The 13,443-nt window shown below is 65.0% G+C and carries 12 protein-coding genes; 3 read left to right on the top strand and 9 right to left on the bottom strand.

Features of this window, described 5'->3' with window-relative positions; all coding sequences use genetic code 11:
- Window positions 1-807, top strand: an 807-nt coding sequence (locus IEZ08_RS26155; protein WP_189243192.1) for an SAM-dependent methyltransferase, incomplete at its 5' end; no start/stop codon positions are given.
- A 376-nt stretch (window positions 808-1,183) separates the two neighbouring features.
- Window positions 1,184-1,840: a hypothetical protein gene (locus tag IEZ08_RS26150; protein ID WP_189243191.1), complete on the top strand. Its 657-nt coding sequence runs from the start codon at window positions 1,184-1,186 to the stop codon at window positions 1,838-1,840.
- A gap of 35 nt (window positions 1,841-1,875) precedes the next feature.
- Here the strand turns inward: IEZ08_RS26150 and IEZ08_RS26145 are convergent, their stop codons facing one another.
- Window positions 1,876-2,085 (bottom strand): hypothetical protein, encoded by a 210-nt coding sequence (locus IEZ08_RS26145; RefSeq protein WP_189243190.1) that lies wholly within the window; start codon window positions 2,083-2,085, stop codon window positions 1,876-1,878.
- A gap of 173 nt (window positions 2,086-2,258) precedes the next feature.
- On the opposite strand from IEZ08_RS26145, the gene IEZ08_RS26140 reads away from it, so the two are divergent.
- Window positions 2,259-2,711 (top strand): hypothetical protein, encoded by a 453-nt coding sequence (locus IEZ08_RS26140; protein ID WP_189243189.1) that lies wholly within the window; start codon window positions 2,259-2,261, stop codon window positions 2,709-2,711.
- Here IEZ08_RS26140 and IEZ08_RS26135 read toward each other — a convergent pair.
- From IEZ08_RS26135 to IEZ08_RS26100, 8 genes are all read right to left on the bottom strand, one after another.
- The gene (locus IEZ08_RS26135) at window positions 2,698-4,731 is read right to left on the bottom strand and encodes a hypothetical protein (RefSeq protein WP_189243188.1); all 2,034 of its coding nucleotides are present in this window, start codon (window positions 4,729-4,731) and stop codon (window positions 2,698-2,700) included. The two genes, IEZ08_RS26140 and IEZ08_RS26135, sit on opposite strands and share 14 nt — an antisense overlap.
- Window positions 4,732-4,933: 202 nt before the next feature.
- On the bottom strand, window positions 4,934-7,612 hold the full coding sequence (locus IEZ08_RS26130) for a site-specific DNA-methyltransferase (protein WP_189243187.1): 2,679 nt from the start codon (window positions 7,610-7,612) through the stop codon (window positions 4,934-4,936).
- 2 nt (window positions 7,613-7,614) lie between these two features.
- Window positions 7,615-10,716, bottom strand: a complete 3,102-nt coding sequence (locus tag IEZ08_RS26125; protein WP_189243186.1) for a BPTD_3080 family restriction endonuclease — start codon at window positions 10,714-10,716, stop codon at window positions 7,615-7,617.
- Window positions 10,717-10,971: 255 nt separating this feature from the next.
- A complete protein-coding gene (locus tag IEZ08_RS26120; protein WP_189243185.1) occupies window positions 10,972-11,751 on the bottom strand; it encodes a DNA adenine methylase in 780 nt (259 codons plus the stop codon).
- A gap of 27 nt (window positions 11,752-11,778) precedes the next feature.
- Window positions 11,779-12,009: a hypothetical protein gene (locus tag IEZ08_RS26115; protein WP_189243184.1), complete on the bottom strand. Its 231-nt coding sequence runs from the start codon at window positions 12,007-12,009 to the stop codon at window positions 11,779-11,781.
- Window positions 12,010-12,037: 28 nt separating this feature from the next.
- On the bottom strand, window positions 12,038-12,295 hold the full coding sequence (locus IEZ08_RS26110; protein ID WP_189243183.1) for a hypothetical protein: 258 nt from the start codon (window positions 12,293-12,295) through the stop codon (window positions 12,038-12,040).
- A 16-nt stretch (window positions 12,296-12,311) separates the two neighbouring features.
- Complete coding sequence (locus IEZ08_RS26105; RefSeq protein ID WP_189243182.1) at window positions 12,312-12,644, bottom strand: hypothetical protein; 333 nt, start codon at window positions 12,642-12,644, stop codon at window positions 12,312-12,314.
- Complete coding sequence (locus IEZ08_RS26100; RefSeq protein ID WP_189243181.1) at window positions 12,641-13,441, bottom strand: peptidoglycan recognition protein family protein; 801 nt, start codon at window positions 13,439-13,441, stop codon at window positions 12,641-12,643. The genes IEZ08_RS26105 and IEZ08_RS26100 overlap by 4 nt, the downstream gene beginning before the upstream one ends.
- Window positions 13,442-13,443 lie beyond the last annotated feature (2 nt).

Raw genomic sequence — 13,443 nt, 5'->3', positions numbered from 1 at the left:
CCGCCTATGAGGCCGCTGTCGCGGCCTGACCACCACACCGAAGGTGTCCGCCAAAGCGGAACAAGCTCAATCCATGACTGCCTGCTTGGCGGAAAGACCCACTTTCCGCTGGATCGGACCGCAGCTCAGCGCCTCGGCGGAGCCATCCCCACGGTCGCCGCGCAGCTTCGTGAGCACGATGCCTTCGTTGAGCGCGCCGTACGGCACCTCGCCCAAGAGGGCATCATCCAGTTCCTCGACCTGGGTTGCGGCCTGCCCCGCCTCCGTAACGTCCACGAGATCGCCGGCGCGGTCACCCCGAATGCCCGGACCGTCTATGTGGACCGCGACGAGCTCGTGGTCACTCACGGGCGAGCACTGCTGACCGCAGACGGCGTCGCCGCGGTGGTGCCCGGAGACCTTCGTGACCCGCGCGCCATCACGGGTGACCTTGGAGTGCGAGCCCTGCTCGACTTCAACCGACCGGCCGCCGTACTGCTGACGGCCGTCCTGCACTTCGCCGACGCCCCGGCCGGGATCATCGCGGAGTTGTGCAGGCTGCTTGCTCCAGGCAGTGCGGTCGTCATCTCTCACGCCTGCCGGAATGCCCTCCCCGACGAGGTCGAGCAAGAGGTCGTGGAGGTGTTCGCCGACACCGACACCCCGATCGCTCTACGCACCGCCGAGGAGATCCGCACGTTGTTCGATGGGCTCGACGTCGCTGCGCCGGGTGTGGTCCCGGTGGCACAGTGGCGGCCCGACCACGATCTCCACTACGAGAGCCCGCAGATCATCGGCGGCGTCGGCACTTGGCGAGGTCGGCTGTGAGCGGGCGCGACAGCTCGGCTGTCGTGTCACCAAGCCAGCGTGCTCTCGATGGCGTACGGGGGCACGCGGCCGGACGTGGGCCCATCGTGAGGAGTAGCGACCCAGGCCGGCCTGTATCCATCGATCTCAACGAGTCCCAGCGGAAGACGCTGGCTGCCTGCATCGGCCGGTCCTACCCGAGCTGGAGGATATGGCAGGCCCACCGCACCTGGTACGCCACCGGTCGGCCCCGCGCGGACGCTCCTGTTCGGACGCTGCACGCCCCGGACGCGGGGGCGCTGTGCGAGCAGCTCGCCGAGGTCGAGCGCCAGAAGCTCAACGCCGTTCCCGCGCCCCCGGTCCCGCACGAAGAAGTGTGTCGGGCCGGTGATGCACCATGACCGCGGCCACCGAGATCCCCGTGCCGTACGTGCTGGCCTACTCCGGTGAGGCCGTCACCCCACACCTAATCTTCGCCGAGGACTCGGCCTCCGGCGGGCTTCGGCTGTCGCACCGAGATCCCCGCCCTCGCTCGGACTGGCACCGCGACATCCTGCTCGCCCGGGTCCGCACCCACCGCCGCGGCCAGGTGATGTGGCGGATGCTGAACCGGCGCCGCCAGCAGGAGTGCATGACCAAGCGTCGCTGTCAGGTATGCGCGGAGCCGGCAGCCGACCCGGACACCGGCCGGATCTGGTGGGTGATCACCGAGACGGGGTTCCGTGCCTCCAGCGCATCCGGCGGCCTCACCAACGCGCCCCCGACCTGTCTGACATGCATCCCCGAGTCACTTCAGTGGTGTCCACAGCTCCGTAAGTCGGCCGCTGTCTACACCGTGGGCGGCATCGAGTCCGTCGGTGTGCTGGCGGACCTGTATGAGCCCGGCCCTGATCGGATGCCGGTCTTCACCGGCGAACACAACGTGTTCGTCGGCTGGGACGAGTTCGCCGTCCTACCGTACGCGCTGGCCACCCAGATGGTGGTACGCCTGCTCGACATGACGCCGGCCGAGCACGTCGCAGGTTCGTCCACAGCCTTGGTGGCCGCCTCATGAGGCCGGTGTGGCGGCACGGCCATGTTCAGTGGACCTCACCCCGCGGCCGAGGATCGGGTCGCCTGCTCGGGCGTAGCCAGCAGCTCGTCCTCCAGTTCCTCGACAATCCGCTGAGTGAGCACCCGCAGCCGTGCCCTGCGTCCGGTCAGCTCCTCAGCGAAGTTCCGCGCAGCCGGGCCTGTCCACACCGCACCGCCGGTGAACGTCGCATGCGCCGGATCCAAGGCCGCTTCCAACCTCGCCACGTGCATACGTACCTTCGCCAGCGCCCGCAGTAATTCCTCTCTGCGGGGATTAGGGGCCATATCCAGTGGTTCGGGGGCCAACCGCTTCCCCTTTCTCCTTGGAACGGCTTGCGCGCTCTCCCGGACGATATGAGATCGTGCGCTCAGACGGCCAGCTCTTTGGAGGGTATCCAATGCCCGGTTCCATCCGAAGCCTTGCGGTACGGCTCGGCGCGACGCTCCTGGTGGCCGCTCTGGCCATGGCCGGATGCAGCGAGGGCGAACCGACGGCGGTCGAGGCGGGCGAAACTCTCAAGACACACATCCTGAAGCTTCTCGACGAGGTGAGCGCCCAGAACGCCCAGGTCACCGATCCCGGCGGCAAGGACATCCCCTGCGGGGACGGCAAGGCCAGGCGCACCTTCGCCGCAACGGCACCAGACTCCTCTCCGGAACGAGCACCCAACGTTCTTAACAACATCATGATAAGCGCTTTGGATCGAGTCGCTGAATACAAAATCACCGATGGCTCAGGCACATCAGTACGCATGACAAACAATCCGGCAAAGACGATTATCTTGCTGGAGTCAACGGCGAATGGTAGATACTCCGTGCGAGGCGAGACCCAGTGCCTCAATCGGTCGTGAGCTGCTCACTATCGTAAAAATCTTTCCGATTGTATGCATTCCCCTTAGCGCCATTGAAGACATCGGCCTGTTTTGCGGCCAGCTCCCCCAGGGAAATATCATTACCTTTTCCCATGCCGTTGTCGACCAACCACTGGTCGAGAGCCTTCACCCCTGCGGCCCCCTGCTTGAGGATGTCTTCGAACGGGCGAAGGTCACCGTCCAAGTCGGCGATGGCGCTGGACGGAGGCACTTGTGGGGTGAATCCCTGCTCCATGAGGAGCTGCGCCGTCTCGTGACGTTGCCCCAACGTCTTTGCCTCGTCCGATGCCAAGAGCTTCTTCACCTCCTCCGCCGGTTCCCGGCCGTAGGTGTAATAGCCGGAGACTCCGGTGGACAGGGCGGTCCAGGCCCTGGGGATGGCGGAGAAAGGGTGAAGCAACCCGAGCGCTCCCAGGGCACCACCCGCCAGAAAACTCTCCGCGTCCTCCGCGTCCTCAGCACCATCGTCTCCGGGCTTGAGCACCCGCACGGCGGCCGCCAGTTCGGTGCCCCGGACGTTGCCCAGAGCGGTAAACAAATTGTCCAGCGCAGTGGCATCCCCACTGTTCTTCACAGCGTTCGACGCATACGGAAGAACCCGGTGGAGGAACTCTTCCATGCCCTGGTCGAAGCGGAGTCGCGCATCGGTGTCACCGGCGAAGGTGGTAATGAAGCGGAAGGTGTCCTCGGGGCTCAGCCGGAAGGCGCCCCGCAATCCCGGGGGTGGAGTCCATTCGAATAGGCCGGGAGTGGTCTGGACGGCGCTGTCCTTGGCCAGGTCGGCATCGTTGAGGTTGGCACCCAGAGTGATCTCTGTGGCGTACGAGCCCGCGATCTCCGCCAGGTGCAGCCGGGTCGCGTCACTCAACGGCCACTCATCCGCCGCGGTCATCACGGTGTAGGCGAAGAACGCCGATTCCTGACTGTGCTTGCCGTCCTGCTCGTCGTAGGCGCCGGAGGCTGCGGCCAGGAGCCGTCCGAAGGCGTCCGCCACCTCCTGCGACATCCTCGTCCGCTCGTTGAGTTCCTTCAGGAACGCGGCCAGTTCGGGCCGGTTGTCCCACTTCTCAGGAGATCGTGGGAGCTGCCCGAAGGGCAAGGAGAAAGTCGGTGAGGCCGGGTTGGGACCGAACCGGGCCGCCGAGCCGATCGCCAGGCGGGCCGCGGCGGGGTTGTTTCCCAGCGCGTTGAGCAGCCCCGCCAGCGCCGAGCTGCTGATCCGGCTGTCGGGCCTCAGCGCGGGCGCGACGAGGTCAGCCAGCCACACGTCCGGATAATCTCCATGGCTCAGCAGGGCCGCGACCGCCTCCATGTCCTCGGCGTCCGCAGTCTTCGTCTTCTCTACGGCCTTCAGCACTGAAGCGAACCCGGGAACCTTCGCCCCGCCGCTGGTCGCGGTGGCGAAGGCCGTACCGGCCGTACGGAGCGCATCCGGCCGCTTCTCGTTGGGCAGCCGGCGCAGAGCGGCAGCCACCTGACGGACCCCGGCTGGGCCGAGGGCTGCGAAGAACGCCGCAGTGAAGACGGCATCGTGCCGATGCGTCTTCAGCTCTCCGAGCACCGTAGCGATCTTGTCGGAGGCGTACGGCCCGGAGAGGCGGAACTCGTCCGGGTCGATGGCGGCGAACCGCTTACCCAGGTCGGCGCCCTGACGCTGCGCTTCCGCGGGGGCGAGTAGCGACGCCTCCTGATACGGTCGAAGTCCCGTTCCGGTCATCCCGGGGATCCCGGGCCCGGGGGCGGTGATGGTCGCCACCCGCTGGCGGAGCATCGGCAGTTGTTGTTCGGCCCAGCCGCCGATCTCCCGGATGGGGGCGAGCCCAGCGGCGGGCAGGTCAACAGCGGCCAGTTCCCGGCGGATGTTCTCGGCCTGCTCGGCGATCACCTTCCCGGCCCTCTCCAACTCGGTGATGAAGCCGTTCATCAGCGCCGGGTCGATCGCGGAGAACTCCGGCGAGAGCGGACCGGTTCCCGGTGGCACAGAGGGTGTCTCTGTCATGCCGTCCATCATCCGCGATGGGAAATCGGGGTGCGAGGGTTCAAGAGCAGATCAACGGCCGACTTGAAAGCCTCGTGGCTCGTGGCCGTGCGGCATCGCCCCGATAGGTCGTGCGCCGAGGGCCCATGCACGGGTGCAGGAGCGGCACGCACGTGAGCTCCCGCACCTGCCCGCCGCCCTGCAGATCAAAGACCCTGGCCTGCTACACGTCGTAGACCTGGAGCACCTCGTCGCCGTAGTCGTTGATCACCTTTACCGCGATCTTGCCGGTACTCGGCGAGCGGAACGGCTGCGAGCGGGTGGTGTAGAGCGTTGCCCAGGCGGCTTCGTCGATGTCCGCTTTCAGTGCCTGCCTGAGCCGCTTATACGGGTCATTGCCACCGGTGAAGTAGCAGTGCCGGACGAAGAACGACTCACCGTCATAGTCGGTATCGATCATCCACAGGGCAATCCTGTCCGTGTCTCTCGAGCGGATCGTGCCCTGGGTCGGGTCGTAGACGTCGATTCCCTTGATCTCTACTACGACGCCCTCGTCGGTGTGCTGGATGTCGACGTCCGGCTCGCCAAAGACCATGAAGAGGTTGCCGGCTCCGGTCTTCTTCAGTACATCCGCCATCACCAGGTCGGAGTTCATCCGGACCAAGAGAATCGGAAGCCGACCGAGCTTGCGTTCCTCCTGAACGGAGGCAAAGTCCTCCGCGTTTGGCTTGAACTCCTCGGTCGTCTTCATCGCCTGCGGGTCGAACGCAAACGCACAGATGATCAGCAGATCGAAGCCTACGCCCTTGATCGCCTCGCGCGCGGCCTTACGAATCCAGTTCGGGTCTACCGTGCCATACTGCGGGCCGATGCTCACCGCGATCCGCTGCGGTGTCCCCTCTTCGCCGTTCTTCCGTTCGCCTTCAGCGTGGATCAATTCCCCGGCATACGGATCAAGTCTCCCAAATTCCAGACGCTCGTTCTTCCGGCCATTTTGAACGCCAGCCTTGCTCAGGTTTCCGAGAATCGACCGCTCAAAACTCGACGTGTCCTCCTCCGAGGCAGCCTTCTCCGTGCCAGTCTGGGTGGCGACCGCAATCGTCTTGTGCGGCGCCAGGCTCTCCACCGTGAACGGCCCGGCTACACGAACCCGATCGTTGTCCGTGTACGGCCTGTCATAGAGCAGTTCCTGTTCCGAATTCCTGGCGATAACCTCATCGATCTGCTTGCGCGTCATCCCTTCTTTGATGTCAGGGTTGCGGGCGATCGAGCTCAGCATGATATGAGGAACTCGCTGATAGACGAACCCCTTACGGACATCACCTTTGTATGATCCGGCGATTGGAGGCTGACCCGTGAGCTTCGCCTCCTGAAGCTGCCCCTCCCTGGAATCAGCGAGAAGGTAAAAGGGGTACTTCGCACCCATGATCCGCTGACGAGCCAGAGCCAGAGACACTCGCGAGGTGTCAATCGTAATCCAGCGACGCCCCCACTCCTCAGCGACATAAGCCGTTGTTCCGGAACCACAAGTGGGATCAAGGATAAGATCTCCCGGATCCGTAGTCATAAGTATGCAACGCTCGATGACTTTCGTGTTCGTCTGGACGACATAGAGCTTCGGATCGCCAAATCCAGCAACGCTCGTATCGTCCCAAAAATTATTTATTGGGTACGCAGGGAAGTCATCGATATACCGAACATAGGAAAGAGTGTTTCCTGCAACTCCAAGGCGGCACGCTGCCGCCAGGCGCATCATTCCGATTTCATTCGTCTTCCAGCGCGACTGCATCGTTGGAAGGAACTTTCGGCCTTCAAACTCGACGGGGAACCAAGACGCAGCCCCTTCCCCCTTCTCCCTGCCAGCGCTTTGACTAGTCAAGTTATCCAACCGGAATATACGAGAACCTTCCGGAATACCCGAAGGCTTTTCCCGTTCATCCTTAGTCATTCGACGACGCGAACCGTCACTCAACTCGACCATTGAATATGCACCAGCGCCCTGCCCCCCAGCCTCTTTAAGACGGAATAGCTGGCGATATTTCACCAGATCAATACTCTTGGCATACCAGAGGATATAGTCCACTGTGCCGGGGAGGAGATTTCCCGTAGCTCCAGTGGTTGTACGGAAAGATATTTGAGCGCAGAAATTTTCCGAACCGAAGACTTCATCGAGCAGCACACGGACAAGATGGAGATTTGCGTCACCAATCTGAACAAAAATGCTCCCAGATTCGGTCAGCAGATCTCGGGCGACGATCAGGCGATCCCGCAGGTACGCGAGGTACGAGCTGATCCCGTGCTCCCAGGTGTCGCGGAACGCCTTGATCTGCTCGACCTCACGCGTGACGTCCTCGACCTTCCCGTCCTTGACGTCCCGCTTACCGGTGGAGGTCTGGAAGTTCGAGCCGAATTTGATGCCGTACGGCGGGTCGAGGTAGACCATCTGGACCTTGCCGCGCATATCCTCCTTCTCCGCGAGCGAGCCCATGACCTGCAGCGAGTCACCGAGGATCATCCGGTTGGACCAGTTTGCCTCGTGCCTGTAGAACTCGATCAGGTCCATGCCGTCGAGCCCGTCGAAGGTGTCGAAGAGCGTGAGCTCCGGCTCATCATCCGGGCGCTCGGCCGTGCGGCGCAGGTTCTCGATGAGCACCCGCGGGTCGATCTTCTCCTGGATGTAGATCGGCGGTGCGTCGACGGCCAGGTCCTGGGAGTCCTGCTCGTCCTTGCCCTTCCAGACGAGCTGGGGGTCGAGATCGGGATTACGCGGGTAGAGCAGCCGTGCGGGCTGAGCGGCCTCCTCATCGAGAAGGTCGTGGGAGTCGGCGGTGGGGATGTTGACCCGCTTATCCTCGTGCTTGAGCGACTCGACTGGGGTGGACCCGGACTTCTTCGGTGGCATCCTTACGCTCCCTCTCCATCGCTGACCGGCACAGACTGTCCATCGTTACTCCACGGCGGCCCAACTTGGGCGCTGGTTCCCGTCCCGCCGTACAGAGCTCGGATCGCGGCCTCCAACTCGGTGCGGAAGGTGGCGGGATCCTTCAGCTCGCAGTAGCTCCACCGGCCGAAGCCACCATGGTTGTTGACGGCCGGCACCCACTGGTGCTTCGCGGTGCGGGCCTTCTCCTCCGTCGGGCCAGCCGGTTTGTGGCTTCCGGAGACCTCCACGATCAGTGTGTAGGCGAGTTCGTCACCTGGTTCCGGAGGCGCGAGCCGTACCAGGAAGTCCGGGAGGTAGCGCCGGACCTGACCGCCGATCGTGTACGGGATGATGAAATCGAGGTGATCGTTCTTGACGTAGGCGGCGACCTCCGGAATCGCCTCCAGGGTGCGGGCCACCTTCTCCTCCCAGGTGTTGCCCTGCGGTCCGTCGAGCACGACGAAATTGACGTGGCTCTTCTCCTCCGCAGCTGGGTAGACCGCTTTGGTCGTGAAGAAGTCCACCTTCGCGGTGGAGCCGATGTGCTCTGACACGCGGAAGATCGGAAGTGACTTCGGCTGCCGGTTGCCTTGCAGGGTGAGGATCGAGTCCTTGATCTTGCGGGCTGCCTGATCGGTCAGCTCCGAGAGAAGAAGCATTCCCTTGAAGGCGTCGCCGGAGACGTCCACGCATTCGGCGAGCCACTGCTTGGTGATGCGGAGAGCCTGCGGGAAGAGCCAAGGCTTGTGGTCCCCCGGGTCGGCGAGGTACAGCTCGGTGACCCTCTTTGCGAGGTGGAAGGCGATCTCCTGATCCCGCTTGTTCTGCAGCCCCGCCAGCGGGTCGGTCTGCTCTGCGCCAACAATGCCGGAGACCTTGGTGAGGGTGGGGATGACGTCGGTGCTGAGCGTCATCTGGCTCTCTTGCCCGAAGGTGGCGAACAGTTCCTCGTCGGGCAGCTCGATCCGGTAGCCGACCAGCCGGGGAAAGGTGATCTCGGCGTGGGCCCGATCGCTGACCGCATGCACTCTGCGGGTCGGCTTGATCTTTAGATCCCTGGTCTTGCCGACCGTGGGGATGAACTGGAACGGCACGCCGTATACGTCGGCGTACTCGGGGGTGAAGAACCCGTTCTCGTCCACGGCGTAGGAGCGCCGACGCAGTCCCCGCCCGACCACCTGTTCGCAGAGGAGTTGGGTGCCGAACGCGCGGACGCCCAGGATGTGCGTGACGGTGTTGGCGTCCCAGCCTTCGGTCAGCATGGAGACGCTGACCACGCAGCGCACGTGCTCGCCGAGGGTGTCCTTCTTGCCTACGGTGTTCATCACCTCGCGCAGGATCATCGTGTCGTCCACCTTGTCGGCGCTGCGGCCGGGGAAGCGACGGGCGTATTCCTGCTTGAACTGCTCGATCTCGTGGCCGAGCGCCCTGCGGAATTCGGGGGTCAACTCGCCGGACTCGAACTGCTCGGAGTCGACCAGGATGGTCGGCGGCCGGTGCAGCCAGCGACCGTACTCGTCGACGTTGGAGAACAGCTCCAGTTTGCCCGGGACCGCGATCGTGGTCTCCTCGTCGAGCTGCCGGTCCCAGCCGCCGATCCAGTCGAAGACCATCTTGGAGACGGTGGTGTTGTTGCAGACCACGATGAAGACCGGCGGCGGGTCGCCGTGCACGGCCGCTTCAGAGCCCTTCCACGCCGCGTACGACTTCTTGTAGGAGTCGTAGAGGCTGTGCAATGCACCCTCCAGTTCAGAGGGCAACTGGTCGGCAGAGACGCCGGTATCCTTGGAGCGTCCCTTCTTGGGCAGCGCCTCGCGGATGTTCTGCCAGAGGTTCAGGTAGGTGACGTTGCTCGTCGTGGCATTGTCATCCACCGGCACGCGAGGGATCTTGACGATGCCCGACTCGATGGCGTCGATCAGAGCGAAGTCGCTGACCACCCACGGGAAGAGCGTCGCCTCCTTGTAGCCGGAGCCGGCCAGGAAGAACGGGGTGGCAGACAGGTCGTAGACGGTCTTGACACCGAGCTTGGCCTTGACGGCTTGGAGTCCGCGGAACCAGACACGCGCCTCCTCGTTACGGCCTTCGGCCTCCTTCCTATCCTCGCCCTTCAGGGCCTCGTCTGCGCCCTCTTCAGGGTTGGCGATCCGGTCGCGGTAGCAGTGGTGGGCCTCGTCGTTGAGCACGACGATCTCGGAGGTACCGCCCAGGTCTCCGACGATCCGGTTGACCATCTGGCCGATGGTCTCCTGGAACGGACTCGCCGCGCCAGCCTTCCCTGCCAGCAGCTCCTTGGTGGTTTTGGCGATTCCCCGGCCGAGCTTGGTCTCCCTGCGCTGGAAGGCGTGGAAGTTGGTGATGACGATCCTGGCCTGCCGGAGTGCGCCGTACAGCTCAGCCGGGACGAGGTCCCGGATCCGGTAGTAGTTGCCGTCGTCCTCTGGGAGCAGAACTCGCAGCCGATCGCGAATGGTGAGGCCGGGGGCGACGACCAGGAAGCGTTTGGCGAACCGCCTGTCGTTGGGGTAATCGACCTTGTTCAAGGTCTGCCAGGCGATGAGCATCGCCATCACGACGGTCTTGCCCGAGCCGGTCGCCATCTTGAGCGCCACCCGGTTGAGGCCGTCGTTGTACTCCTTGTTGATCTCGGTGAGCCTGTTCGGGATCGAGGAGTCGCCGTCCTTGTTCACGGCCTCCGCCAGGTAAATGGCGGTCTCGACCGCTTCGCGCTGGCAGAACAGGATGGGGTTGTCCCGCTCGGGATCGCTCCAGAACTCCAGCAGGCGGCGCGTGGTCGGGGTGACGTGCGGGTAGCGCATCGTCCGCCAGCGCTCCACTCGGGCGCGGATCGAGTTGACGAAGTGGTTGAGCTGGATCTGGTCGGCGGTCAGGCCTAGCTCGGGCAGGTCGAGCTCGGTCTGGACTGCACTCTTACGCGCCCTCGGCACCGGGATGAAGTGGGAACTCAGGCGCCGTCCTTCGGCGATCTCGCTCGTGATCCCATTGTTGTCGAACCTGAAGTGCTTGGTCGGAGCACGGTAAGGCGAGTTGATGATCGGGTTGTCGATGACACGGTCCGCCACTCGCCGCCTCCACTGGTCCACCCCTTTTGGCGGAGTAAAGGGTATCGGCCGAGAGCAACAAAGCGTCATGAAATGACGATCATGTTGTCGGTATCGTAATCCCGCTCTCGATACCGACGTGATGGTTCACGGCTATTTGCTGCGGTGCGTTATCAAGTGTCGAACATGACCGAAACCGGCCGGTCGGCCAGGCCCTTGGTAAGGGCCTGGCCGACCGGCCGAGGACGGTTCAGTCGCTCTTGCTACAGGTAAAGATCAGCGGTTGATCCACAGACACTCGGTTCGCTTCGTGCCGATCCGGTTCGACACGTGGGCAGGAACCTGGATCTCCTCCCGACGCCATCCGAGACAGTCGTACGGTGAGCCGATGTAGCCCGACAGCATGACCGTGCCCCGATGATCCGCGATGGTATCCATGAGCGCCTGGTGGAACTCCTCGCTGCCGTTGTCGGTGGCGTAGTCGCTCGTGCTGGACCTCGTCCCGTTCACATATGGCGGGTCCAGATACAGCACGGCCTGCGGATCGCGCCACCGCCGGATCAGCTCCAGCGCGTTCATGTTCTCGATCTCGACTTCGCGGATGCGCTCCGCAACCTGCTCCAGCCGTCCGTCGATCCGCCTGCGGAACGTGGACGCCTTGCCGAGCTTCCCGAGCCCCGAAGGGGAGAAGCCCACCCGACCTGTGGAGGCGTTGAACGCCATGCAGCAGCGGGCGAAGAACTGCCGTGCCCGTTCCACGTCGTCCGTCGGCCCGGCCCGGCCGTCGCGGCAGAACAGATACTCGTCTCGGGCGTACGGCGTGAACTGGAGGGCCCCCACCAGCTCGTCATACCGGTCCCGCAGCACCCGCCAGAAGTTCACGACGTCGCCGTTCAGGTCGTTGATGACCTCCGTCCGCGCCGGGGCCTTCGCGAGCAGGACCGCGCCCGAGCCGATGAACGGCTCCACGTAGATGGCGTGCTCCGGCATGTGCGACAGAATCCACGGCGCGAGCCGTCCCTTGGCCCCGTAGTAAGGGAACGGCGCCTGATGCATTGCCCCCGTCTTCATGTGGTCCGTGCGTCAGGAGCGCGGCTGGTCGCCGCTGTCGGTGCGCAGCCATCCCGGAAGGATCGCCTGCACGCCCGGCAGCGCCATTACCCGCGCGAGGCCGCCGGCCACGGCCAGGGCCCCGGCGGCCCACGGCAGGGTGCGCGGGATTCCGGCCGCGTCGACTATCGCGGGCAGGACGATCGCGATGGCCACGAGGGTCTGAAGGATGGTACGCAGGCTGCGCTTGGTGTCGTTGGACATGGCCCCTCCTCAGGGTCGTTCGAGCGGATCAGGGGAGAACCGGCACTCGCCAGGCGTTCCAGCCGGGAAAAGACCGAGCCTCGGTCTCGGTGGCGAACAGGTAGACGTTGGGCCGCCACGCGGTCTCCGGGCCGTCGTGGAAGACATGGAGGTTGACCAGCCACACGTCGTGACTGCCGATGGTCGCCCGACCCCAGACGCGGGTGATGACCGCGGGGACGACGTCGGCGCCGTTGCGAACACCGAGACGGCCCCGCGCGTGGACGAACTGGCCGATGGTGGGCATGGGCCATCCCTTCGGCTCAGGGAGTGACGCAGGCCAGGGTGGCGGTGTCTGCCTTCCAGGAGCACGTCCAGGCCCCCGCCGGGGTGGTGAGTTTGAACGCGCCGCCGTCCAGGCCGCGCGGCATGCCCATGGTGGTGGGCAGCGTGACCTTGACCTCGGTGGTACGGCACTTGCCCCACTGGGACTTGGCGGGGTTCTTCGGCTCCAGCATCCGCAGGTAGCCGCCGTTCTTGACGTTGGCGCACATGCCCACGGCCTTGGGCGGGGCCGGGGTGGTGGCAGCGGCTCCGGTGGCCGCCGTACCGGCGACCAGGACGGCCACGGCCGCGATCAGGAAGGGCTTCCTCACGTCTTCTCCTTCGTTGCGGGCTCCCAGATCCAGGTCAGGAGCCAGGTCTCGGCGTTGACCACGCCGTTGGCGGGGATGGCGACAGCGCGCTGCACCTGCTGACAGGCCTGCTTGGACGCGGGGCCGTACAGTCCGTCCACGACCAGGCCGGGTACGAACCGCCGGGCGCCGGCCTGCCAGGTCGCGACGTCATCGCCCTGCACGAGGGGGGTAGCGAGCCGGAGCGTGCGCCGGAACTCCGGCACGGCTCCGTCCACGATCCGCGGTGTGTGCGTCGTGGGCTTGGCGGTGCCGCCCGCGATGCGCCGGGCGACCTGGGCGCGGAAGGCGTCCATGCTGATGCCGTGCGGGTCGGGTTTGCCGCGCTGGACCTCCTTGTGGCCCTTCACTCGGGAGGCGGGGAGGCCGAACTCCCGGCACAGCTCGGCGCACAGCCGATGGAAGGCGTCGAGCTGGACGGTCGGCCACGGCGTGCGGCCGTCGTTCTCCGCCTCGATGCCGATGCTGCTGGAGTTGTCGTGGTGCGAGCTGATCGACGGCGCGTTGTGCCAGCACCGTCCGGCCGCGACGACGAAGATCCGGCCGTCGTGCCGGAGCCAGAACTGGGAGAGCGGCCCGTCCAGGCCGGGCCGCCCGTCGCAGACGACGTGCAGGTCGTCCCACCCGGCGGTGTGGTGGCAGACGATTCCCTCGACCGCCGGTTGCGGGCCGTGGCCGCGGGTCCGCCATCCGGAAACTTCGGTGACCGGATAGCCGGTCCGGCGGGCCACCGTGGCGAGCTGCGTCAGGTACGGCATGG

It is taken from the genome of Planobispora rosea (genome assembly GCF_014648175.1).
Lineage (GTDB): Bacteria > Actinomycetota > Actinomycetes > Streptosporangiales > Streptosporangiaceae > Planobispora > Planobispora rosea.
Note: the sequence above shows the minus strand (reverse complement) of the source record. Positions and strands in the feature narration are given on the sequence as shown.